Origin of the sequence: Flavobacterium aerium, assembly GCF_030766725.1 — a bacterium.
In the GTDB taxonomy this organism is placed as follows: domain Bacteria; phylum Bacteroidota; class Bacteroidia; order Flavobacteriales; family Flavobacteriaceae; genus Flavobacterium; species Flavobacterium aerium.
Genome location: NZ_JARQWR010000001.1, coordinates 324975 through 348971, shown reverse-complemented (window position 1 = coordinate 348971; position 23997 = coordinate 324975). Strand labels below are relative to the sequence as shown.

The window sequence follows — 23997 nt, the reverse complement described above, 5'->3', positions numbered from 1 at the left end:
TAGGCCAAAATGAATATTGGAAAAATTGGGTATAAAAAAACCATCCTGAGGGATGGTTTTATATTTTGGAATAAAAAATATATTTTTAATTCTAACGCTGGATTAGTATCCACCACGGTTGCTTCCGCCACCACGATTGTTTCCACCTTTGTTATAGTCTCCACCGCCACTACTACGACCGTTTCCACCTCTATAATCACTACCTCCACGGCTGTTTCCTCCACGGAAGTCACTACCTCCACGGCTATTTCCACCACCACCAAAGCTTCTTCTTTCTCCTTCTGGTTTCGGTTCTGATTTATTCACCACAATAGCACGTCCTTGAACTGAAGCACCATTTAACTCATCAATTGCTTTCTGACCTTCTTCGTCATTTGGCATCTCAACAAAACCAAATCCTTTACTTCTTCCAGTAAATTTATCAGTAATAATTTTTACAGAATCAACTGCTCCATAAGCCTCAAAAGACTCTCTTAAATCTGCTTCCTCAATACTGAATGGAAGGCTTCCAACGAAAATATTCATACTTTATAATTTTATTATAATTAAACAAATGTAACTTATTTTTAATGCAATACACTATGAATTAGTGCATTTCTACAAATTGATATAAAACTTTAATAAAAACTCAGGTTTTACCCGCTTTCTTTTAAATTATTATTAACTTTAATTTATCATTTATGATGATTGACTGTAGATAAAGACCTACAAATCAATTTGTTTACTTTAAGCTGTCGCCATTAAATTCTGTTTTGCAATCGTAAATTTGAACTGCGAACCTTGTCCAATTTCAGACTCCACATCGATTTTCCCACCCAGTCCTTCAATTAGTCCTTTTACAGTAGAAAGCCCTATTCCATTTCCACGATGTCCGAATCGATCTTCGGGCGTCATCACTTCAAAAATATTAAAGATACGTCCTAAATCTTCATTTCTGATTCCCATACCATTATCCTTAACCATAAATTCATAATAGGATACTTTTTCAGAGAAAGTAACTTCAATTTTAACCTTTTCTTCTTTATTATATTTTATACCATTGGATAGTAAATTAATCAGAATCTGCTGAAAGGCAATTTTGTTCGTATAGATTGTACTGTTTAACAGTGGTAGTACAAACTCATATGCTTTTTGACTATCCAACAGCTTAATCGTTTCGTCAAAAAGATTTCCCAAAGAGAAAAATTCCATTTTTTGCGTCAAGAGTGTTTCACTTTTGCTATGTTCCAAAATCCCATCCACTAAATTTCTCAACACGATGGAGGAATCATTCAACAGATGTACAATCTCTACACCTTCTTCATCTAGCTTGTCTGCGTATTCTATTACTAATAGTTCTGCTAAACTCGAAATGTTATTTAATGGGGATTTAATGTCATGGGCAGCTACTTGAGCAAATTTCTCCAACTCAGAATTTCTTCGTTCTAGATCTTTTGATATGCGCTCTAATATAATTTTACTTTTTCTTAATTCAAACAGACTTACCACTTGATTCGATAATGACCGCAATGATTTTAATTGGTCTTCATTGAGCACTTTCGGTTTGTCATCAATCACACATAATGTTCCTAATGCCAAACCTTCATCATTAATCAATGGCACTCCTGTATAAAAGACTACATGTGGCTCTCCTATTACCAATGGGTTATCATTAAACCGGCTATCTAGTCGGGAATCATTGACAATAAAAATCTCTCCCGAATTATCACAAATAGCGTGAGCACAAAAAGCATATTCCCTAGGAGTTTCTGTCACTTCCAAACCACGGTGTGATTTAAACCACTGCCTATTCTGATCAATTAAACTTATTAAGGAAATAGGGGTTTGACAAATTTCAGATGCTAATTGAGTAATGTCGTCGTATTCTTTTTCTGGTAGTGTATCCAAGATAGAATAATTCTGCAATGCTAAGAGTCTAGCATTTTCATTTAGGGGGATTTGGGGAGTAATCATTATATTGTTTCTATATTCTTTAATACCTAAATATACTTCTTTATACCAATACCTTGATCTTTTTTATTTAAAATTATTTCTGTTTTTTCACAACCTTATATACTTCAAAAATTTAAGGGCATAAAAAAACCACCCTATTGGGTGGTTTATATATTGTGTATGATTTTTATAATCCAATAATGCTGATTGGAACTTTATAAAAAACTCCATTTTGATAATTTACTGTTGGGTTCCCTAGTGGATTATTACCTACTTTATCCGCATTAAATCTAAATGTTCCAGAGAAAGTTCCTGTTACATGATCAAATTCAGTAATTACAATTTCTCCATCACCAATTTGTGGTCCTGTTGAATAACTAATTTCTGTATTATCTCCAATTTTTGTTAGAAATGAAGCTTTATTAAAGGTATCTATTCCTAAAGTATAAGTTCCAGGAGCTGTAAGGCTTGTTCTTAATGTCAATACTTCTGTTTCTCTATAAGCAGTAATTGTCATTCCTCCATCCGCTTCAAGTGTAGCTCTATACTCCACCGCTTTCCAAAATTCATTATCTTTTTGACCTTGAACCGCAGGATTATTAAATTTCACATCTTCTTCACAAGAACTAAATGCAACAAGTAATATAAAAAACGCCAATAACTTTTTCATATTTATAAAGTTAGAATATACAATTATTTTTTAAAACATACAAAAATAGATTATAAAATGAAATATTCTAAAAAAAATCATAAAAATAATGATTTAATCAAATAAAATTAGCAAACATCAGAGTGTAAGACTATTAAAACTTAATTTTTAAGTATGGTAAATAAAAAAAAGTATTATCTTTGCACCCTTAATTAACGGAGGTCGAGAACCTCAAATTTTAATCACACGATTATGCCTGTAAAAATTAGATTACAAAGACATGGTAAAAAAGGGAAACCTTTTTACTGGATCGTTGCAGCTGATGCACGTTCAAAAAGAGATGGTAAATTCTTAGAGAAAATCGGAACTTACAATCCAAACACTAACCCTGCAACTATTGATTTAAACTTGGACAATGCTGTTCAATGGTTACACAATGGAGCTCAACCAACTGATACTGCTAGAGCAATTCTTTCTTACAAAGGTGCTTTATTGAAACATCACTTGGATGGTGGAGTTAGAAAAGGCGCTTTAACTCAAGAGCAAGCTGATGCTAAATTGGCTACTTGGTTAGACGAAAAAACGGGTAAAGTTGATTCTAAAAAAGATGGTTTAACAAAAGCGCAAGCTGATGCTAGAGCAAAAGCACTTGCTGCTGAAAAAGAAGTAAACGAAAAACGTATCGCTGCTGCTAAACAAGCGGAAGTTGAAGCTACTCAAGAAGAAGCTCCAGCTGCTGAAGAAGTTGAAACAACAGAAGAAAACAACGAGGAAACTCAAGCTTAATTATTGAGGTGATTTATGCGTAAAGAAGATTGTTTCTACCTAGGCAAGATCGCCAAAAAATTTAGTTTTAAAGGAGAAGTTCTGGCTTATTTAGACACGGACGAACCTGAATTGTATCAAAATTTGGAATCAGTATTTGTTGAATTCAACAATAACCTGGTTCCATTTTTTATTGAAAGTAGTTCTATCCATAAAAACGACTTCCTTCGAATTCGTTTTGAAGATACTAATACTGAAGAGGACGCAGACAAGCTACTTGGTTGTGGCATTTACCTTCCTCTAAAAATGTTACCAAAACTTACCGGTAACAAATTTTACTTTCACGAAGTAATTGGTTTTGAAATTGAAGATCAAAGATTAGGTGTATTCGGGAAAATTGTTTCAATAAATGACTCTACTGCTCAACCTCTTTTTGAAGTTGAAAATGGTGAAGTCGAAATCCTTGTTCCGATGATTGATCATTTCTTAGTTAAAATTGATCGTGAAAATAAAAAGGTAATCATGAACTTACCTGAAGGTTTAGTCGAGATGTACTTATAGTATTCCCTTTCTCCTTCAAGCATTCCATAGATTACAAACAATAATCCAATTTCCGTTTCATTCATGAAATTCCAATTCAAGCAATTTTCTGTAGAACAAGATCGATGTGCCATGAAAATTGGAACTGACGGTGTGCTATTAGGTGCTTGGTCTCCACTAGATCATAATCCATCTACCGTATTAGATATTGGTGCAGGAACAGGGATCATTGCTTTAATGATTGCACAGCGTTGTGCTGCCGATCAAATTGACGCTTTGGAAATTGACGAAGAAGCCTATGAACAGGCTGTAGATAATTTTGAAAATAGTCCTTGGAGTGATCGATTATTTTGCTTTCATGCAGAATTAGACGAATTCATGGAAGAACCAGAAGATGAATATGATTTAATCGTGTCCAATCCTCCTTTCTATACTGAAGATTACACCTCGAAGGATGAACAACGAAATTTAGCTCGTTTTACCGACTCACTACCTTTTGAAGATTTAATCGAAGCGGCTTCCTTTTTACTTTCTGAACAAGGTGTATTCACCGTTATCATCCCACACAAAGAAGAGGAACAATTTATTCTTTGGGCGAATGAATGTGAATTATATCCGTTTAAGATCACTAGAGTAAAAGGAAATCTAACTTCTAAAATCAAGAGAAGTCTTATTGCATTCTGCAGAACAAAAACTAATAATCTTATTATTGACGAGTTGATTATTGAAATTGGACGTCATGAATACACTCCAGAATACATTAATCTTACAAAGGATTTTTATTTAAAAATGTAGTACTTGTTCGTTTACTCATTAAATTCCTTTTCAATTACACTCAACCACTACCCTACACCTCACGAATAAACCTACTATTATAGTTAAAATTAAAATAATTTAACTTCTAAAAAAGCCATTTTGATATACATTTGACAATAAAATAAGAGATCATTTTACACTTGGCAAAAACATTACTCCTCATACCATTAATACTTTTTTATTGTTTTAACCTGGTCGCAAATGCTCAGGAAAGAAAACCAATACATGTTTCAGTCCAATCTGATAACGAGCTAATCAACTCTGTTCAAATCATTAACATTACATCCCGAGAAGAGGCTACAAAAAATAATGTTGAATTTTCCACGATTGCTGTAAAACTGAAAGACACCTTATATATCTCTGCTCCAAAATTTATTGCCCAACGTATTATCATCAATAAAGAGCAACTAGATTCAGAATCTCTTCAAATCACCTTGAACCCGAGTTTCATCCAACTCGATGAAGTCAACATCAACAAAAACACACAGATTAATGCCGTTAACCTCGGCATCATCAAATCAAATAGAAAAACCCCTACTCCTGCAGAAAGAGCTCTCCAAACTGCTGGAGAATTCAAACCCATCCATTTACTCGGACTAATAGGCGGAAGTGTAAAAATAGATCCTATCATCAATGCTATATCGGGTCGCACAGATAAATTAAGAAAATTAGTTTTATTAGAGAAAAAAGAATTGAATTTAATTTTCCTAGAAGATTACTTGGAAAACTACATCACCAACACCATCAAATATCCGAAAGAAAATATAAAACAACTTTTCTATCTTGCTGTAGAAGACCCGGCTCTTCAAAAATTAATCGATACAAACAATATTGAAGAAATCAAATTTTTACTCTGTGACCTTATTGTAAAACAACAAAAAGAAAATAAAAAATCAAATGAATAAGATTTTATCATAAAATACTTTTCATTAAATAAAAATATAACTTTTTTGAATTGTTTTGTTAGATTTCATTATTTACATTTGTTACCTATTTAAAACATAAAAAATGAGACCAGATCTTTTCCAAGCACCAGATTACTACTTAGTTGACGATTTATTGTCAGACGAACATAAAATGGTACGTGACGCTGCCCGCGAATGGGTTAAACGTGAAGTATCCCCAATTATTGAAGACTACGCACAAAAAGCTGAATTTCCTAAACAAATCATTAATGGTTTAGCAGAAATCGGAGCTTTTGGTCCATACATTCCAGTAGAATATGGTGGAGCTGGATTAGACCAAATTTCTTATGGTTTAATCATGCAGGAAATTGAAAGAGGAGATTCTGGTGTTCGTTCTACGGCTTCAGTTCAATCTTCTTTAGTAATGTATCCAATATGGAAATACGGAAATGAAGAACAAAGAAAAAAATACCTTCCTAAATTAGCTTCTGGTGAATTCATTGGATGTTTTGGCTTAACTGAGCCAGATCACGGATCTAATCCAAGTGGAATGGTAACGAACTTTAAAGATAAAGGAGATCATTATTTATTGAATGGTGCCAAAATGTGGATTTCTAATGCTCCTTTTGCAGATATTGCTGTAGTTTGGGCAAAAGATGAATCTGGAAGAATTCACGGTCTTATTGTAGAAAGAGGAATGGAAGGATTCACAACTCCAGAAACACACAACAAATGGTCACTAAGAGCTTCTGCTACTGGTGAGTTAATATTTGACAATGTAAAAGTTCCTAAAGAAAATTTATTACCAAACAAAAGCGGATTGGGTGCTCCACTAGGATGTCTTGATTCTGCTCGTTATGGTATTGCTTGGGGTGCTATTGGTGCTGCAATGGATTGTTACGACACTGCTTTGCGTTATGCAAAAGAAAGAATTCAATTTGACAAACCTATTGCTGGAACACAATTGCAACAAAAAAAATTGGCTGAAATGATTACTGAAATCACAAAAGCACAATTACTAACTTGGCGTTTGGGTGTTCTACGTAATGAGAACAAAGCAACTTCTGCTCAAATTTCTATGGCCAAAAGAAACAATGTAGATATGGCAATCAATATTGCTCGTGAAGCTAGACAAATACTAGGTGGAATGGGGATTACAGGAGAATATTCAATCATGAGACACATGATGAACTTAGAATCTGTAATTACTTATGAAGGAACACATGATATCCATTTACTAATTACTGGATTGGATATTACTGGAATTCCAGCCTTCAAATAATAAAGAAAATAGTTAAATCTATTCTATTATATATAAAATCAATAAAAAAAGCTTCATGGTAACGTGAAGCTTTTTTACATTTGCAAAAAAAATTATGACAATTGAAACTATTAACAACAGTATTCAACCGCTCAAAAAAAGGCTACTAGAACATTCCCTGTATAAAAAAGTACAGAACATTGACGATTTGCATCGCTTTCTTGAGAGTCATGTATTTGCTGTTTGGGATTTCATGTCACTTTTAAAAGCGCTACAGTCTAAACTTACTTGTACTGTTACACCTTGGTTACCTACTGGAAATCCAGAAATTCGTTATTTAATTAATGAAATTGTACTGGCTGAAGAGACTGATCTTACACTGGATGGCAAAAGGCAGAGTCATTATGAAATGTATCTTGATGCCATGGTTTCTTGTGGTGCTGATACTCAAACTATAGAAAATTTTATTACTGAAGTGGTTTCACTACAAAACATATTTGTAGCGATTAAACAAAGTGATCTTCATATTAATATTAAAACGTTCCTTGATTTTACTTTCAGAGTAATTGAAGAAGGTAAACCTCATGAAATTGCTGCTGCCTTTACTTTTGGAAGGGAGGATTTAATTCCATCTATGTTTACCGAAATCTTAAAAAACTTTCAGGAAAATTTTCCAGAAAAGGATTTAAGCAAATTAATTTATTACTTTGAAAGACACATTGAACTTGATGCTGATGAGCATGGTCCAATGGCGTTACAGATGGTTTCTGAATTATGTGGTGAAGATGCTCATAAATGGAAGGAAGTGGAAGAAGTTTCTACACAAGCTCTTGAAGTTCGAATAGGATTATGGAATGCTATCGAAGAAAAAATAGTGGATCAAGCCACTATGGCTTAATCACAAAAAAACCGGTTTTTACAAACCGGTTTTTTTTTATTTCAATAAGTCTGCATCGTTAAGTTCTGATTGGATCACTTCTTGAATCGACTCATAGGCTTTTCTTCTAATAATTAATCGATTCACAATTCCAAACCAAAAATTATTCACTAATCGGTTTGTTATTACCTCAGCTCTTCGTTTGATTTTTGTTTTATAATTTTTCTCAAAAACTTTCATGTCAAAACTTGGATATTCAGGGTATTCTAATTTTGCATCTGTTCCATGACCTTCAGTGTCGACTATATTCTCAAAGGCATTAAGCATTCTCACATCCGGAATAATAGGGAAAAACATTGCTCCACCTACCGTTTTTTTAGGTTCAGAAAAACTAAATCGTTCTTTCGCTTTTGAGTGCGGAATACTATTTAATCGATCGGCAATAGTTTCGTCTGTAACTGCAAAATAATAGCGTAAAAAGGATTGACAATTCTGCCTTCCTAAATGATAATCATGGTGTCGGAAGGATTTATCTAAAAACCCTGCAAATCCACTTAATGGCGCAGAGGCTAAATCACTTTTTGCTCGAACATATTCTCCTCCAAACATTATTTTACGCACTGGAGCTACTAGAAACTTTGTACGATCACTTAATTCTAAGGCATCTAAAACACCGTCTTGACTAAAAAGAACTTGATTTCGCAAAGCTTTAAACATTCCTTTTCCAATTGAAAAGATATCGCGTCCAGGATTTTTTTTATCGGTCGAATGATCCTGATTTGGAAATGGATCAATCATGATGACCGCATATCGATCCGCCTTAACATCTGTTTTGTTCTTTTCTTTCAGAATCTTCACACCAATACCAAAAGGCTCATTATTAATTAACCCTCCATCAATTGAGTTGAATAAATAGTTTGCATCTTCTTCAATAATCGCTGTAATCCCTTTTTTCTTACCAAAAAGATATTTGGGATAGCGTCTAACATATTCTTGTGAAATTGAGATTTCTCTTGATTTTAATCCGATCGGAAATGCAGCTGTACTTAAAGTAGCATCTTTAAGATATTTTACATCTCTGGGATTATATAAATCCAACACAAAATACAATGAATCTTCTCCAACAGGAATTCCCGGCACATATTCATCGTTCGTTAGTTTATATCTGAAAAAACCGCCATGATGTGTAATAATTGTACTGGAATTATCATTTCCATGAAAATCGATTTTAAAGTTGATTCCGCGCAAATTTGTAGTGGTAAGTACTAAGTCTAGACTTTTCGATATATAGGGCGGATAGGGCTTCATATCCTTAATTTGCATTACTTTATCTGCTATCAGATCTATTGCTCGTGTATTGAGTAATGATTCGGGCTTTTTATCGGGTTCGATATCTCCCGTTTCCAATAGTTTATCTAATGTACCACCTTCTTCATCATCTGCCATTTCGACCCAACTTTGATAAAACCGATTGTTTTTCCCAAAATGATTATCACGATTTACAAAAGTATGTTCTTTATCTACTGCATTTAGCAATACTAAAGAACCTGTAATACCACCTGCAGAAGATCCACTGATTACATCAATTTCGACTTCATGCATTGGTATTGAAAAATCATAATCAGGGTGTTCAGTTCCTAATTTTTTATTTTTTTCTTTAGCTTCTTGCCAAAGGTGCAAAGTTTCTAGCATGTAGTCCATTACACCCGCAGTATATGCTCCGGCTGAAACGGCTCCCGCCATTGTTAAACAGATTTTGAATACTTCTTTATTTTCGTTATCAGACATTTAAATAGGATTCTGCTTGGTTTTTATGTTCTCTCGTTGGCTTCAAATTTTGGTCTAAAATTCCCATTTTAGCATAAAACATTTTTATGATATCAATATCGTATCTTCCTTTAGCTTCAATGATTGCTTCTCCAATTGTTTTTCGATCACGCAATTGATTGGCTGCAAAAATTACAGCTTGTGAGTCTTTCAATACATCGGATTCCAATTCATCAGAAATAAAAACCTGAAAAGGTTCTGCCCGAAGCTGTCCTGGATTTTTGGCCATGTACTTACGGATTTCATCCGCTGCATTTAATATTTTAGTATAGTTATCAAAATTGAATTGTCCTGGCCCAGGCAATACTTCCAAAATAGCAGGATTATTTATACCAATACCATTGATTTCATATTCCACATTTGCTAAACCTAATTCAGAAGCCGCAGCTATCATTCCAAAATTAAAACTAGCATTGGCTTGTACATCACTAATTTTCAAAATCACTCTTAAACCAGCCCCCCATCGTGTTCCGTAGATTTTCCCTCCTATGGGCTGTGTGGAAATTTTTTCTGTAAAAAGCATGGCTTCATAACTCAGGAAAAAAGATTTATACGCTCCTTTTCCTGATCCTAAAGCAACTCCTAAACTGGCTGCTGTTTGTAAATTTATGCTGCTTTGTAATACTCTGAATTGAGCAAACGGATTATCATTTCCTGTTAAAGCGACAGGCTTTAACTCTTCGGCATTATCATCAAATGACAAAGCGTAAAATGACCCATCCTCTTTTAATAGCGGATTAATTGGATACCATTGTAAATTGGCCATACAAAAAAGATTATGAAAGGTTAGACTTGAGGCATTCTATTATATGATATAAACTTAGCCTTTTATTTCCTTGAATGAAAATAAAATTTAAAATTAATCCTATTCTTAGTACTCGCTTAACTTCAATTTAATCCATAAAAAAAGCGAGAATAAATCTCGCTTTTCATTAATATTCTGGGGCTAATTCTAGCTCTAATCCATCCATATCTTCGGTTATTGGAAGTTGACATCCTAACCTACTATTTTCTTTAACATAAAAGGCTTCGGAAAGCATCGCTTCTTCTTCATCTCCCATTTCAGGTAGAATAATATCGGTTGACAGTACATAACATTGACATGATGCACACATTGCCATACCTCCGCAAGTTCCTTCTACAGGTAAATCATATGCTTTACATAACTCCATTAGATTCATCGCCATATCTGTAGGCGCTAGGAGTTCATGAATAATTCCTTCTCGATCTTTTATTTTTATGGTAACATCTGTAGCCATAGTTATTCAATCGATTTTACAACTTGTTTTTCTGCTTCTTTTCTAGTTCCATCAAAACCATCTACTCCACTAACGGTTGTATATTTCAAGACATATTTTTTACCTGGGTTGATGCGTTGATATACACTTTGACACATTAAAGTTGCCTCATGGAATCCGCATAAAATTAATTTTAATTTCCCTGGATAAGTATTCACATCTCCAATAGCGTATATTCCTGGTATATTCGTTTGATAATCTAATGAATTATCTACTTTAATAGCATTTTTTTCAATCTCCAATCCCCAGTTCGCTATTGCACCTAATTTTGGAGATAGTCCGAATAATGGAATGAAGAAGTCTGTTTTAATTGTTCGGTGTGCGCCATTTTCTTCGATATCAATTGCTTCTAAATGCTCCGCTCCTTGTAGACCTACTACTTCTGCAGGTGTAATAAGATGGATTTTACCTTCCTTCTTAAGCTCTTGTACTTTTTCTACAGAATCTAAAGCTCCTCTAAATTCATTTCTTCTGTGAATCAATGTTACATGGGAAGCAATATTTGATAAGAAAATACTCCAATCTAATGCAGAATCTCCTCCTCCAGCAATAACAATTCTTTTATCGCGGAATTGTTCTGGATTTTTCACAAAGTACTCTACTCCTTTTTCTTCGTAGAATTCAATATCTTCAATCAACGGTTTACGAGGCTCAAAGCTCCCTAATCCTCCTGCAATTGCAATTGCTTTTGCATGATGTTGTGTTCCTTTATGTGTAGTAACGATGAATGTTCCGTCTTCTAATTTTTCAATAGTTTCAGCACGTTCTCCCAGTGTAAATCCTGGTTGAAACTGCTTAATTTGTTCCATTAAATTATCAACTAAATCTCCTGCTAAAACTTCTGGATAACCTGGAATATCGTAAATTGGTTTTTTAGGATATAATTCAGATAATTGCCCTCCTGGTTGTGGCAAAGCGTCAATTAAATGGCATTTTAATTTTAGTAATCCTGCTTCAAAAACAGCGAATAGCCCTGTGGGACCTGCGCCAATAATAAGTATATCTGTTTCAATCATTGTATATATATTTAATTTTTGCTCAAAGTTATTTATACTTTTTCGCCTTAACTATGATATATGTCAGCTACTATTTGTTTTCTATCCATACAATAAAATAGTTTTTCTTCACTGACAAATTTTAACTTTCTTATAAGGTATGCAATAGCTATTACTTTCATTTTTCAACGAAAATAATAGCTGCATTTTTTGATCTAAAAAGATCTTTTCTTTTAAAGATTAAGCTACGTTTACTACAGTCTCGATTTGAGGAGCAAACTTTTTAATCGTAGTTTCTACTCCGGCCTTTAAGGTCATTTGATTCACACTACATCCTACACACGCACCTTCAAGGCGTACCTTTACATGCTTGTCTTCTACGATTTCAACCAAAGTAATATCACCTCCATCTGAATTCAAAAATGGACGAATTTCTTCTAATGCTTTCTCTACGCTAACGATTAATTCTTCTGATGTCATAACTATTTTTTCTTTACGGCTGAACAACCAGCCATGGTAGTAATTTTAACGGCTTCTGAAGGCGGTAAGCTTTCATTACGACTTACTACTTCTTGAACTACTGAACGCGCCAGTTCTTCAAATGAAGCTTCTAATGTAGTCGCAGTTTGTAAAGCCGCTGGTCGTCCATAGTCTCCTGCTTCGCGGATACTTTGAACTAATGGTATTTCGCCTAAAAACGGAACACCTAAATCTTCTGCTAAATTTCTTGCACCTTCTTTTCCAAAGATATAATATTTATTTTCTGGAAGCTCTTCTGGTGTGAAGTAAGCCATATTTTCTATAATTCCCAATACTGGAACATTGATACTTTCCTGCATGAACATTGCTACTCCTTTTTTAGCATCTGCTAACGCAACATTTTGCGGAGTACTCACTACTACTGCTCCAGTAATAGGCAATGATTGCATGATTGATAAGTGAATATCTCCTGTTCCCGGAGGTAAATCGATTAACATAAAATCTAATTCTCCCCAATCTGCATCAAAAATCATTTGATTTAATGCTTTTGAAGCCATTGGACCTCTCCAAATAATTGCTTGATCTGGTTGTGTAAAGAAACCGATAGACAGCATTTTAACGCCATAATTTTCAATTGGTTTCATTTTAGATTTTCCGTCTAATGTAATTGAGATTGGTTTTTCTCTTTCTACATCAAACATGATTGGCATAGATGGTCCATAAATATCAGCATCTAAAACCCCAACATTGAATCCCATTTTTGCTAATGTAACCGCTAAGTTTGCTGTAACGGTAGATTTACCGACTCCTCCTTTTCCAGAGGCAACAGCAATAATATTTTTGATTCCAGGAATAGCCTTACCTTTAATTTCAGGTTTCTCTGGAGCTTCTACTTTTATATTTACTTTTACTTTCGCTTTTTCGTAAACCAAATCATGAATCGTCTTCATAATATCCACTTCTGCACGCTTACGAATGTGTAATGCAGGATTAGTCAAAACCAAATCAACCATTACTTCATCAGCAAAAGTCATTACGTTTTGTACTGCTCCACTTTCAACCATATTTTTACCTTCACCAGCTATAGATATAGTTTCTAGCGCTTTGAGGATTTCTTTTCTATCTAATTTCATATGCTTATATCTTCTTTTCCAATGCCTTAACTAAGAATTATTCTAAATTACAAAGATAGTATGAAAACTTCATAAACTAAAGTTAATGAATTGAATTTATTGATGAAATAATAAAAAAGAGTTATAGTCTTTACAAGAAGCTGTAATTACTTTTATGAATCGCTATTAGTATTAGTGGGTTTCCACAAATGCTTTTCAAAATCAATAATTTGATTATCCACTACAACTAATCCTTCACTTTCTAGTAATTGTTGCATGAGATTGGTTCCTTCAAAGTGGTGTTTCCCACTGAGCATCCCAAATCGGTTTACTACGCGATGTGCTGGAACATCTTCTCTGCCATGGCATGCATTCATCGCCCAACCAACCATTCTTGCAGATCGGGCAGTTCCTAAATGTTTTGCAATCACTCCATAGGAAGTAACTTTGCCGTATGGTATTTGTCTAACAACAGCGTAAACTCTTTCGAAAAAATTATCGTTATTGTCAGACATAGAAATTCTTTATTGGATATAGTTATTAATTAACTTAATAATAGTAATCACTGAAATAAGTCCTGTGACAGATCCAATCATATAGTTCATATTGGACATAAAAAAGGAGGACTTGGCTTGTATTTTTTTGAAGAAAATAATATATAAATAAAACACTGTGAAGGAGCCTAAAACTACTCCTAAAACAAATGTTATTATAAATGATTTTTCAAAATAAAAGTAATTATAAGTAGATAGTGTTATGCTTATAAAAACATAATAGGGAATTGGAAAGAAATTCAGTGCCGAGAGCAACATTCCTAAAAAGAATCGTCCCATTTTACTTCTTTCCTTCAAATCCTGTTCCTTTACCTTTGTTTCTTTTGCAATGAAAAAAAAATAAATCGTTAGGATTAAAAATATGGTTAACCCGACTTCTTGTAATAGGTTTACAATATCGGGTCTTTTATTGATGAATCGAGCAAAAAGTATAGCAATATACGTTTGTATAAAAACAACTATTATTGCACCCAAAGCAAATGTAATTGCTCTAGACCGACCGTCATTAAGACTAACTTTGGCCGCAGTCATATTAATCAACCCTGGCGGAGTGACCCCCACTGAAGCTGTAATAAAACCTAAAACTAACGGTAAAGCGTAACCCATTTATTTAATTTTGAATTTGATATAGGTAATTGATTTCTTTAGCTCTAAATATTGTTTTTCATAGAAAGTCTGAATATTTGTTACTTCCTCAGGACTTCCTTCATTATGATAAACGTTATGGTTTGCATATAAAACTTCATGTCCTTCACCATGCAATAATCCTAAAGTATATCCATGCATAAATTCGCTATCCGTTTTTAAATTCACCACACCGTCTTTATTCAATATTTTTTTATACAATTGAAGAAACTCAGTATTCGTTAAACGATGTTTTGTACGTTTATACTTAATTTGAGGATCTGGAAAAGTAATCCAAATTTCATCTACTTCACCTTGATCAAAAAGACAATCAATCAATTCAATTTGTGTTCGAATAAAAGCGACATTATTCAAATTATCTTCGTGAGCAGTCTTAGCACCTCTCCAAAAACGAGCTCCTTTGATATCAATACCGATAAAGTTTTTATTCGGATATCGTTCTGCTAATCCAACAGAATACTCTCCTTTTCCACAGCCTAATTCAAGTACTAATGGATTATCATTTTTGAAAAAGTCTTTATTCCATTTTCCTTTTAAAGGAAATGATAAACTTACTACTTCTTCTCTTGTTGGCTGAAAGACATTAGAAAAGGTTTCGTTCTCTCTAAATCTCTTTAATTTATTTTTGCTTCCCACGATTAAAATTAAATTTTTGGTAAAATTAAGGAAATATATAAGAACTCTAATCATTTTATATTGCAGTAACCAAATTGATCTACCTTTAAAAGAAAGCTTTTGAAAAATATTCCTAAAAAAATATTAGTCGCTCCACTAAATTGGGGCCTAGGACATGCTACACGCTGTATTCCAATTATCAACGCATTAGAAGAACATGGTTATATTCCGATTCTGGCTTCAGACGGAGTGGCTTTGCAAATGTTAAAAAAAGAATTTCCGCATTTGCAACACTTAACATTACCTTCTTATGAGATTGTTTATGCCAAAAATGAACATTTTTTTAAATGGAAAATTATTTGGAACAGTCCAAAAATGATTAAGGCTATTATTCGTGAACGAAAAATCATCAATAATTGGATTGAAGAATATCATATTGACGGTGTCATTTCCGACAACCGACTGGGTGTTTTCAGTAAAAAGATTCCTTGTGCCTTTATTACACATCAATTGAATGTACTTACAGGAAATACTACTTGGATTACAAGTAAAATGCATCAGTTTTTTATTAAAAAATTCAATGAGTGCTGGATTCCGGACTTGGAAGGGAAACCTAATTTAACAGGGAAACTAGGCCATTTAAGCAATCCTTTCATGCATTTAAAATACATTGGCCCACTTAGTCGTCTTCATAAAAAAGCAATCGATAAAAAATATAAGCTTATGGTTATTCTTTCTGGTCCAGAGCCACAAAGAGGAATGCTTGAAGACATATTAAGCGAAGAATTAAAGTCTTATGATAATCCTGTAGTTTTCATCAAAGGCAAAGTTGAGGCAGAACAGAGTATGTTGCAATCTGGCAATATTACGTATTACAACTTCATGAATACTAGTGAGCTAGAAACTACATTTAATCAAAGTGAAATAGTATTATGCCGTTCTGGATACACCACAATCATGGATTTAGCACAATTGGGCAAAAAGGCTTTTTTCATCCCAACACCAGGTCAGTATGAACAGGAATATCTAGCTAAAAAATTAAAAAAAGAAGGGTTATTTCCGTATGCAAAACAGGCTAATTTCAAGGTAAGTGATTTATTGGAGCTTGACTCTTACAAATGCTTGAAGAGTTTCAATACTGAAATTACATGGACCGAATTATTTCGACTTTTCTAAGGTAAAAGAAAATTCGGAACCTACTCCAAACTGACTTTCTACATAGATTTTCTCGTCGTGGGCTTCCATAATATGTTTCACTATCGCCAAGCCTAAGCCTGAACCTCCTTCGGTTCGGGCACCGCTTTTATCAATACGATAAAAACGTTCGAAAAGACGTGGGATATTTTGTTTTTCAATCCCTTCTCCATTGTCTGTTACACGGATGATGACTTTATTATTCACTAAATCTTCTATACCAACTTCGGTTGTTCCATCTTGCTTACCGTACTTAATCGAATTCACAATTAAATTGGTAATCACTTGTTGGATTTTTTCTTGGTCACCATATACCATGATTGGTTTTATATAGCGTACATCAAACGTCAATGTAATATTCATTTTTGATGCTTTCATTTCTAAAAGATCAAATACTCCTTGAATTACTTCTATAATATTGAATTCGCTATATACTAAATTTAAATCGCCTACCTCAAGTTTGGTAATCATATCTAAATCTTTTACGATAAAAATGAGTCGTTCCACTCCTTTTTCCGCTCTTTGAAGGTATTTTTTTCTGATGTTTTTATCATCCATTGCTCCATCGAGTAATGTCAATAAATAACCCTGAACAGTAAACAAAGGAGTTTTTAGTTCGTGTGATACATTCCCTAAAAATTCTCTTCGGTATTCTTCTCTAATTTTAAGTGTTTCAATCTCTATCTTTTTGTCTCTAGCAAACTTTTGCACTTCTCTGGTAAGCGTAGCCATATCGGTCATGATTGGCTGTTTTCTAAAGCTACTAGATTCTAATAATGATACATCATCGTAGATTTTTTTTACTCTTTTGTAAATGAATTTTTCAACTCTATATTGGAGTACAAAAAAAGAAAAGATGAATACTGAAACTGTAAAGATTAAACAGAATATGAGTGAAAACTCAAAAAATGCCGTAATAAGTCCCGCTACAAATAAGCTTGAAAAAAGCGTTATATATAGCGAAGACTTTATGGCAAAACGGTACGTTTTTTTAAAACTAGCCGACATTCTTATATTTCAAATTTGTAACCTACTCCTTTGATGGTTTTGAACAATTCTTCTCCAATTTTTTCTCTTAATTTTCGAATATGTACATCAATAGTACGGCCACCTACGATTACTTCATTACCCCAAACCTTATCTAAAATTTCTTCTCTTTTGAATACTTTTCCTGGTTTTGAAGCTAATAAATAAAATAACTCAAACTCTTTTCTTGGTAGAACAATCTCTTGATCACTCATGATAATCTTATATTCTTCTCTATTGATCTCGATTCCACCAACATTTAGAATATCTGCATTTTGTTCGTCTTCCTTAAGTCTTCTTAACAATGCCTTTACTTTACTAACTAATACTTTTGGCTTAATTGGCTTCGTAATATAGTCATCCGCACCAGCATCGAAACCTGCAACTTGAGAATAATCTTCACTTCTTGCTGTCAAAAAGGTAATAATTACATTACTCAACTCTGGAATTTTACGGATATTTTCACAAGCTTCCATCCCATCCATTTCTGGCATCATCACATCCATGATAATTAGGTTAGGCACTTCTTTTTTAGCCTTTTGTACCGCTTCTTTACCATTACTTGCAGTGACAATTTGATAACCTTCTTGCGAAAGATTATAACCTACAATCTCTAAGATATCCGGTTCATCATCTACTAATAAAATCTTAATTTCTTTTTTTTTCATAATCGGGAAAATTGCTTCTAATGCGGTTGTAAATGTAAATATAAAACAAAACGATTATATGTGTTAACTGTAATTTAATATGTTAACGATTTGGTAATAATCTCAATACTTAAAAGTAACAGGCGAATAACACGAACTTTACAATATGACTGTTTCTTTGCCCAAAATTAACAACACAACACACACAAAATGAAATTCAAATTATTATTTATCACCCTATTTATCTTTACGATAGGTTTTGCGCAGGACAAAGGTACAATTTCAGGAATCGTAACAGATAAAGAAATGAACAATGAAAGCTTACCTTTTGCAAATATCCAAGTTAAAGGTAGTAAAATATCTACTAATACAGATATTGATGGAAAATATGCTATTCAAGTTACTCCTGGAAACCACATTCTTGTATTTAGCTTCTTAGGCTATGAAAACGTAGAAGTTTCTTTTTCAGTTAAAGCAGGAGAAAAGAAAACAATTAATCAAGCGCTAGGAGCTGACAGTGTAAAACTAGAGGATGTAGTTATTAAAGCTACCGTTAATAGAGAAAAAGAATCGGCTTTATTATTAGAACAACAAAAAGCAGTTACAATAACACAAAGTATCGGAGCACAAGAATTATCTAGAAAAGGTGTAGGTGATGCTGCTGCTGCTGTTACGAAAGTTACTGGTATTTCAAAACAAGAAGGAAATAGCGGAATTTTTGTTCGTGGATTAGGAGATCGTTATAATAGTACTACTTTAAACGGATTGCCTCTTCCTTCAAATGAACCTGAAAACAAAAACGTTGCTTTGGATATTTTCTCTACAGATGTAATCCAATCTATTGGCGTAAACAAAACATACAGTACTCAGCAATTTGGAGATGTAGGTGGTGCAAACATCAACATTATCTCTAAAGAACAATCTGGAAAAGGAAAACTTCGAATTGAAATTGGAAGTGGCTTAAACAATAATGCATTTGGAACAGATTTCAAAGTAGCAGATGGTGTTAAAACAACTGGTTTTTACAACACAAAAGCACCAAAAACGGTTGATGATTATAGATTCAAAACACGTTGGTCTCCAAATAGCGAAGGAAAACCAGTAAACAACAATTTTGGAATTTCTGGTGGTACTAGTTTTGATGTTGGAGAAAATGGGAAAATTAGTGCATTTGCTACCGCATCTTATGAAAATGGATATAAGTATAAAAATGGATTCCAAAGAATCGTTGGAACAACAAATAATAATATTCCAGTAGATTATTACAATGTAGACAAATATGAATTTTCTACAAAAACTACTTTATTAGCCAACGTTGCTTATAAAATCAATTCAAATAACACTATTAAAGTAAATAGCATATTTGTAAATACATCAAAAAGTACTGTCGGTGAGTATGACAGATTCCTTGGGAATGGTGATGATCGTTACGAATACACAAGACAAACACTTACTGAACAAAACAAATTATTTGTAAATCAGTTATTAGGTGATCACAACATCAGCGAAAGATTAAACTTCAATTGGGGTACTTCATTCGGAATTGTAAAAGCTGACTTACCAGACCGTATTACCAATAATTTATTATTAAATAATGGTTCTTATTTCTTTGATACTCAATCACCATCTTCTAACAATCGTTATTTCCAATTTATAGATGAAAATGAATTTTCTGCAAAAGCACTTTTCACTTATAAAATACTAAAGAATGCTAATGATGAGTATACGGGTAAATTAAGTTTTGGATACAACGGAAGAATTAAATCTAGAGATTTTAAAGCAACACAATTCAATTTCAGATTTGGAAGTAGTTCAATTCCAACAACACCAGGAACAATTGATGATTTCTTAAATCCAGATAATTTAGCTTCTGCACCAAATATCGCTAATACTTATTATATGACTACAGGTCGTGTAAGAAGCTTAACGCCTTTTACCTATAATGGTGATTTAAGCATCCATGCAGGGAATGTAAATTTCGAACAAAATATTTCAGAAAAACTGACTTATACGATTGGTGTTAGAGCAGAAAAAGTTTTACAAGAATTAAAATGGGATACAAATATCTCTCTTCCAAATGTTACATTCAGTAATGCAAAAATCGATAAGACTTTCATCTTACCTACTGCTTCCTTAAAATACAGTTTGAATGACACTCAAAACTTAAGAGCAGCTTTAAGCAAAACATATACATTACCAGAATTTAAAGAAAAAGCACCTTTCAGATATGAAGGAATTGGAGAAAACTCTGTGGGTAACCCATTCTTAAAACCATCTGACAATTACAATCTTGATTTAAAATGGGAAATGTTCCCTAGCCAAGATGAATTAATTTCGATTACAGGTTTTGGTAAATACATTAAAAATCCAATCAGTAAAGTATTATTAAACTCTGCATTAAACGACAATACTTTTGTTAATGCTGGTGACTATGCTTACGTTGTTGGAGCTGAATTTGAAGTGAGAAAAGATCTTTGGAAATTAGATGAAACTAATAACAAACAAGCTTTATCAGGTGGTGTGAATCTTACTTACATGTATTCTGAACAAAAATTAGATTCACAAAAAGTAGCCGACGATACAAACAATACTTTGAGTGTAAATTTCAATGACACCAAAGATGGTTTACAAGGAGCATCTCCATTATTAGTAAATGCGGATCTTACGTATAGAATTGAAAGCGGAACTTTCAGACCAACAATTTCTATTGTAGGTAATTATTTCCACGATCGCATCTACTCTTTAGGATCTTTCAATAGAGGTAACATTGTAGAAAAAGGTATTGCAACATTAAACTTTATCTCAAGTGCTAAAATTGGAGAACGTTTAAGCATGAGTTTTAATGTTAAAAATCTTTTGAACAGTAAAATCAGAAGAGTTCAAGAAAATCAAGAAGGTGATATTGACACCTACAACTTCAAGGCTGGACTAGACTTCAGCGTTGGAATAAAATACGACATATTCTAAGTTAGTTATAATGAATATTTTATTTAAAAGAGCAGCCTTAAAAAGCTGCTCTTTTTAGTTATACAACACTGAAAAACAGCTTAATAATTACTTAACAATAGCGCTACCTTATAACGATAAGATAATACGCTGTTAACTCTATAAAAAAGAACATCGATCATATTTGCACTATAAACATAACAACAAAAATTACATTAAAAAATGAAAAAATTATTATTGATTTTAGCTATTACAGGTTCAGTTTTAACAAGTTGTTCAAGCAGTGACGATAGCGATAATGGAGGAAATACAACCCCAGTTGCTGGAGAAATCAGAGGAACAATTACACAAAACCTAACACTTGATGCTAATACAGTGTATACATTAAAAGGAGAAGTTTTCGTTAACAGTGGTGTTACGTTAACTATTCCTGCAGGAACACTTATTAAAGCTGAAGCAGACGGAAGTAAAGTTGCTTTCTTAGCAGTTAAACAAGGCGGAAAAATAAACGCACAAGGTACTGCAGCAAAACCAATCCGTTTTACATCTAACAAAACTACACCAGCTCCTGGAGACTGGGGAGGAATTGTTATCTGTGGAAATGCAGTAACTAACTTAGGGACAAATGTTCAAGCTGAAGTTACAGGTTTAACGTATGGAGGAACTAATCCAGCAGATAATTCTGGAGTTTACTCTTACATCATTGCTGAGTACACAGGAGCATTAATCAATCCTGATGCTGAATTCAATGGTTTCACATTCTACGCTGTAGGTTCTGGAACAGTTGTAAACAATTTATTAGTAAAACAAGGTTCTGATGATGGTTTCGAGTGGTTCGGTGGATCAGTAGGTGGTACAAACTTAGCTGCGATCGGATGTCAAGATGATTCATTTGACTGGACAGAAGGATGGAATGGAACAGTAAGTAACTTATACTCTGACCAAGCTCCTGCTACAACATATTCTGCTGACAGTAGAGGTATGGAAGCTGACAACAATACAGCTAACCCATTATTAGCTCCAATTTCTAACCCAACAATTTCTAACGTTACACTTTTAGGTAGAAATAATGCTGCTGTAACAAGTGAAGCTGGAATCATGTTGAGAAGAGGAACAAAAGGAACTATTAAAAATGTTTACATTGCTAACTTTAAAGGATCAACTGGAAGTTACGGAATCAACTTCAATGGTGCTGAATCTCAAGCTGCTTTTACAGCTAACAAAGTATTAAATGTAAAAATATTAAATGTAACTGCTGATTCTAATTTAGCAGCAGGTTTTACAGCTGATGCAAATGCTACAGGTGCTGGAAACGGTGCTTTAAAACCAACTTGGATGGATTGGATGGGGCAATAATCTCAGAAAATTTTATATCATAAAGCCTCCCTATAATAATTATTATAGGGAGGCTTATTTTTTGGTATAATATTTGACAATTATTCTATACCTTTACATATCAAATAGATTCGGATGGCAAAAAAATACTTTTATATTATTACTTTCATTTTGTGTTTTATAAGTTTGAGCGGATATGCTCAGGAAAACAGACCTAATCCAACACAAGAAAACATCATAGAAGGACTGAACTTCTATCCAAATCCTGTGAGTAATGGTAAAATTTATATTACTTCAAAATCCGCTGCCAATAAAGAAATTCAAATCTTTGATGTCCTTGGAAAAAAGATTCTCCAAACGACTATAAACAACAAAGAATTAAATATATCTAATATTTCTCCCGGAGTTTACATTATCAAAATAAAAGAAGGAGAAGCTACTGCAACAAGAAAACTGATAGTCAAATAGTTGACCAATTCTGTCATATTTACGATTTAATGATTTTTTTACATTGATTATTACAAACAATTCATTTTGTTATTATCTTTGTACCAAATATAAACTCAAAAATATGAAAAAACTTTACACATTATCATTACTAATGGTTGGTGCTTTGTCTTTTGGACAAGTATCGGATTCATTTACTGGAACTGGAGCTTTAAACGCTAATGGTTGGGGTTCTCATAGTGGTACAGCTGGTCAATTAATGATTGTATCTGGATCATTAACGTATACTGGAATGCCATCTACAGGAAACAAAATTGCACTTGTACAAGGTAACTCTGAAGATTTAAACAAACCTTCAGCTGCTCCTATTACTGGTAATGCATATTATTCTGCAATCGTTAATGTACCTAATATAACTGGACTAACTGCAAATAACACTACTGGTGATTATTTCTTAACTATGGCTGCTACTGCAGGAACTACACCAAACTCTGTTACTGCATTTTCTGGAAGACTTTATGTAAAGTTAGGAAGCGCTGCTAATACAGTTAATTTTGGTGTTTTAAACAATAGTGGTGGTACAGCTACTCCTTCTTTTGTTGCAACAGATTACCCAATCAATACTCCTGTATTTATCGTTGTAAAATATAACTTAACTACAAATTCTGCAAGTTTATTCGTTAACCCTGCATTAGCTACTGAAGGAACTGCTAACGCAACTAACGCTACAGGTACTACAGCTGCTCCAACTCAAATTGCTTCAATCGCTGTAAGACAATCTGGAACTGCTACTATTGCTGGTACTGGAAACATCGAAATTGATGAAGTTAAATTAGGTGGAACTTGGGCTTACGTTACTACTAGTACATTAGCAGTAAAAGAAAATGCAATCACTGGATTAAAAGTTTATCCAAACCCAGTTTCTAACGGAACTTTATACATCACTTCTGACAACAATGAATCTAAAGAAGTATCTATTTTTGATATCTTAGGAAAACAAGTTGTTAAAACTACAGTTTCAAATGATGCAGTAAATGTATCTAACTTGAAAGGTGGAGTTTACATCGTGAAAATCACTGAAGACGGAAAAACAGCTACAAGAAAATTAGTAGTTAAGTAATCTTTCTTTAA

General features: G+C 33.4%; 25 protein-coding genes. 11 read left to right on the top strand and 14 right to left on the bottom strand.

Annotation, left to right across the window (positions count from 1 at the left end; all coding sequences use genetic code 11):
- Positions 1 to 102: 102 nt before the first annotated feature.
- The 3 genes from P6733_RS01665 to P6733_RS01655 form a co-directional block, all read right to left on the bottom strand.
- Complete coding sequence (locus P6733_RS01665) at positions 103 to 525, bottom strand: RNA recognition motif domain-containing protein (RefSeq protein ID WP_306349842.1); 423 nt, start codon at positions 523 to 525, stop codon at positions 103 to 105.
- A 201-nt stretch (positions 526 to 726) separates the two neighbouring features.
- Positions 727 to 1953, bottom strand: a complete 1227-nt coding sequence (locus P6733_RS01660; protein ID WP_306349841.1) for a sensor histidine kinase — start codon at positions 1951 to 1953, stop codon at positions 727 to 729.
- A gap of 166 nt (positions 1954 to 2119) precedes the next feature.
- Positions 2120 to 2602: a DUF6252 domain-containing protein gene (locus P6733_RS01655; protein ID WP_306349840.1), complete on the bottom strand. Its 483-nt coding sequence runs from the start codon at positions 2600 to 2602 to the stop codon at positions 2120 to 2122.
- Between the two features lie 231 nt (positions 2603 to 2833).
- Between P6733_RS01655 and P6733_RS01650 the strand changes: the two genes are divergently transcribed.
- The 6 genes from P6733_RS01650 to P6733_RS01625 all read left to right on the top strand — a co-directional run bounded on the left by P6733_RS01650 (position 2834) and on the right by P6733_RS01625 (position 7766).
- Positions 2834 to 3367 carry a 30S ribosomal protein S16 gene (locus P6733_RS01650; protein WP_306349839.1) on the top strand — a complete coding sequence of 178 codons (534 nt, stop codon included), beginning with the start codon at positions 2834 to 2836 and terminating at the stop codon, positions 3365 to 3367.
- Between the two features lie 15 nt (positions 3368 to 3382).
- Positions 3383 to 3907 carry a ribosome maturation factor RimM gene (gene rimM, locus P6733_RS01645; protein ID WP_306349838.1) on the top strand — a complete coding sequence of 175 codons (525 nt, stop codon included), beginning with the start codon at positions 3383 to 3385 and terminating at the stop codon, positions 3905 to 3907.
- A gap of 63 nt (positions 3908 to 3970) precedes the next feature.
- Positions 3971 to 4681 carry a tRNA1(Val) (adenine(37)-N6)-methyltransferase gene (locus tag P6733_RS01640; RefSeq protein ID WP_306349837.1) on the top strand — a complete coding sequence of 237 codons (711 nt, stop codon included), beginning with the start codon at positions 3971 to 3973 and terminating at the stop codon, positions 4679 to 4681.
- Between the two features lie 161 nt (positions 4682 to 4842).
- Positions 4843 to 5607, top strand: coding sequence for a hypothetical protein (locus tag P6733_RS01635; RefSeq protein ID WP_306349836.1), 765 nt, complete (start codon positions 4843 to 4845; stop codon positions 5605 to 5607).
- Between the two features lie 103 nt (positions 5608 to 5710).
- Complete coding sequence (locus P6733_RS01630; RefSeq protein ID WP_306349835.1) at positions 5711 to 6889, top strand: acyl-CoA dehydrogenase family protein; 1179 nt, start codon at positions 5711 to 5713, stop codon at positions 6887 to 6889.
- 94 nt (positions 6890 to 6983) lie between these two features.
- The gene (locus tag P6733_RS01625) at positions 6984 to 7766 is read left to right on the top strand and encodes a DUF3050 domain-containing protein (RefSeq protein ID WP_306349833.1); all 783 of its coding nucleotides are present in this window, start codon (positions 6984 to 6986) and stop codon (positions 7764 to 7766) included.
- Between the two features lie 36 nt (positions 7767 to 7802).
- On the opposite strand, the gene P6733_RS01620 is transcribed toward P6733_RS01625, so the two are convergent.
- The 9 genes from P6733_RS01620 to trmB all read right to left on the bottom strand — a co-directional run bounded on the left by P6733_RS01620 (position 7803) and on the right by trmB (position 15292).
- Positions 7803 to 9533, bottom strand: coding sequence for a patatin-like phospholipase family protein (locus tag P6733_RS01620; RefSeq protein ID WP_306349832.1), 1731 nt, complete (start codon positions 9531 to 9533; stop codon positions 7803 to 7805).
- A complete protein-coding gene (locus tag P6733_RS01615) occupies positions 9526 to 10338 on the bottom strand; it encodes a hypothetical protein (protein WP_306349831.1) in 813 nt (270 codons plus the stop codon). Before P6733_RS01615 ends, P6733_RS01620 begins: the two co-directional genes overlap by 8 nt.
- A gap of 166 nt (positions 10339 to 10504) precedes the next feature.
- Positions 10505 to 10831, bottom strand: a complete 327-nt coding sequence (locus P6733_RS01610) for a 2Fe-2S iron-sulfur cluster-binding protein (RefSeq protein ID WP_306349830.1) — start codon at positions 10829 to 10831, stop codon at positions 10505 to 10507.
- Between the two features lie 2 nt (positions 10832 to 10833).
- Entirely contained in the window at positions 10834 to 11886 is a 1053-nt protein-coding gene (locus P6733_RS01605; RefSeq protein WP_306349829.1) for an NAD(P)/FAD-dependent oxidoreductase, read from the bottom strand.
- 219 nt (positions 11887 to 12105) lie between these two features.
- Entirely contained in the window at positions 12106 to 12345 is a 240-nt protein-coding gene (locus tag P6733_RS01600; RefSeq protein ID WP_306349828.1) for a NifU family protein, read from the bottom strand.
- A 2-nt stretch (positions 12346 to 12347) separates the two neighbouring features.
- Positions 12348 to 13478 carry an Mrp/NBP35 family ATP-binding protein gene (locus P6733_RS01595; RefSeq protein WP_306349827.1) on the bottom strand — a complete coding sequence of 377 codons (1131 nt, stop codon included), beginning with the start codon at positions 13476 to 13478 and terminating at the stop codon, positions 12348 to 12350.
- A gap of 152 nt (positions 13479 to 13630) precedes the next feature.
- Positions 13631 to 13972: an MGMT family protein gene (locus P6733_RS01590; RefSeq protein WP_306349826.1), complete on the bottom strand. Its 342-nt coding sequence runs from the start codon at positions 13970 to 13972 to the stop codon at positions 13631 to 13633.
- Positions 13973 to 13981: 9 nt separating this feature from the next.
- Positions 13982 to 14617, bottom strand: coding sequence for a LysE family transporter (locus tag P6733_RS01585; protein WP_306349825.1), 636 nt, complete (start codon positions 14615 to 14617; stop codon positions 13982 to 13984).
- The gene (gene trmB / locus P6733_RS01580) at positions 14618 to 15292 is read right to left on the bottom strand and encodes a tRNA (guanosine(46)-N7)-methyltransferase TrmB (protein ID WP_306349824.1); all 675 of its coding nucleotides are present in this window, start codon (positions 15290 to 15292) and stop codon (positions 14618 to 14620) included.
- 108 nt (positions 15293 to 15400) lie between these two features.
- Here trmB and P6733_RS01575 point away from each other — a divergent pair, with 108 nt between their 5' ends.
- The gene (locus P6733_RS01575) at positions 15401 to 16447 is read left to right on the top strand and encodes a glycosyltransferase (protein ID WP_306350031.1); all 1047 of its coding nucleotides are present in this window, start codon (positions 15401 to 15403) and stop codon (positions 16445 to 16447) included.
- On the opposite strand, the gene P6733_RS01570 is transcribed toward P6733_RS01575, so the two are convergent.
- On the bottom strand, positions 16430 to 17473 hold the full coding sequence (locus P6733_RS01570) for a sensor histidine kinase (protein ID WP_306349823.1): 1044 nt from the start codon (positions 17471 to 17473) through the stop codon (positions 16430 to 16432). The genes P6733_RS01575 and P6733_RS01570 overlap by 18 nt on opposite strands.
- Positions 17474 to 17475: 2 nt before the next feature.
- The gene (locus tag P6733_RS01565) at positions 17476 to 18159 is read right to left on the bottom strand and encodes a response regulator transcription factor (protein WP_306349822.1); all 684 of its coding nucleotides are present in this window, start codon (positions 18157 to 18159) and stop codon (positions 17476 to 17478) included.
- Between the two features lie 189 nt (positions 18160 to 18348).
- Here P6733_RS01565 and P6733_RS01560 point away from each other — a divergent pair, with 189 nt between their 5' ends.
- The 4 genes from P6733_RS01560 to P6733_RS01545 all read left to right on the top strand — a co-directional run bounded on the left by P6733_RS01560 (position 18349) and on the right by P6733_RS01545 (position 23986).
- The gene (locus P6733_RS01560) at positions 18349 to 21105 is read left to right on the top strand and encodes a TonB-dependent receptor (RefSeq protein ID WP_306349821.1); all 2757 of its coding nucleotides are present in this window, start codon (positions 18349 to 18351) and stop codon (positions 21103 to 21105) included.
- A 201-nt stretch (positions 21106 to 21306) separates the two neighbouring features.
- On the top strand, positions 21307 to 22440 hold the full coding sequence (locus P6733_RS01555; protein WP_306349820.1) for a hypothetical protein: 1134 nt from the start codon (positions 21307 to 21309) through the stop codon (positions 22438 to 22440).
- A 114-nt stretch (positions 22441 to 22554) separates the two neighbouring features.
- Positions 22555 to 22887, top strand: coding sequence for a T9SS type A sorting domain-containing protein (locus P6733_RS01550; RefSeq protein ID WP_306349819.1), 333 nt, complete (start codon positions 22555 to 22557; stop codon positions 22885 to 22887).
- Between the two features lie 103 nt (positions 22888 to 22990).
- Positions 22991 to 23986 carry a T9SS type A sorting domain-containing protein gene (locus P6733_RS01545; protein ID WP_306349818.1) on the top strand — a complete coding sequence of 332 codons (996 nt, stop codon included), beginning with the start codon at positions 22991 to 22993 and terminating at the stop codon, positions 23984 to 23986.
- Positions 23987 to 23997 lie beyond the last annotated feature (11 nt).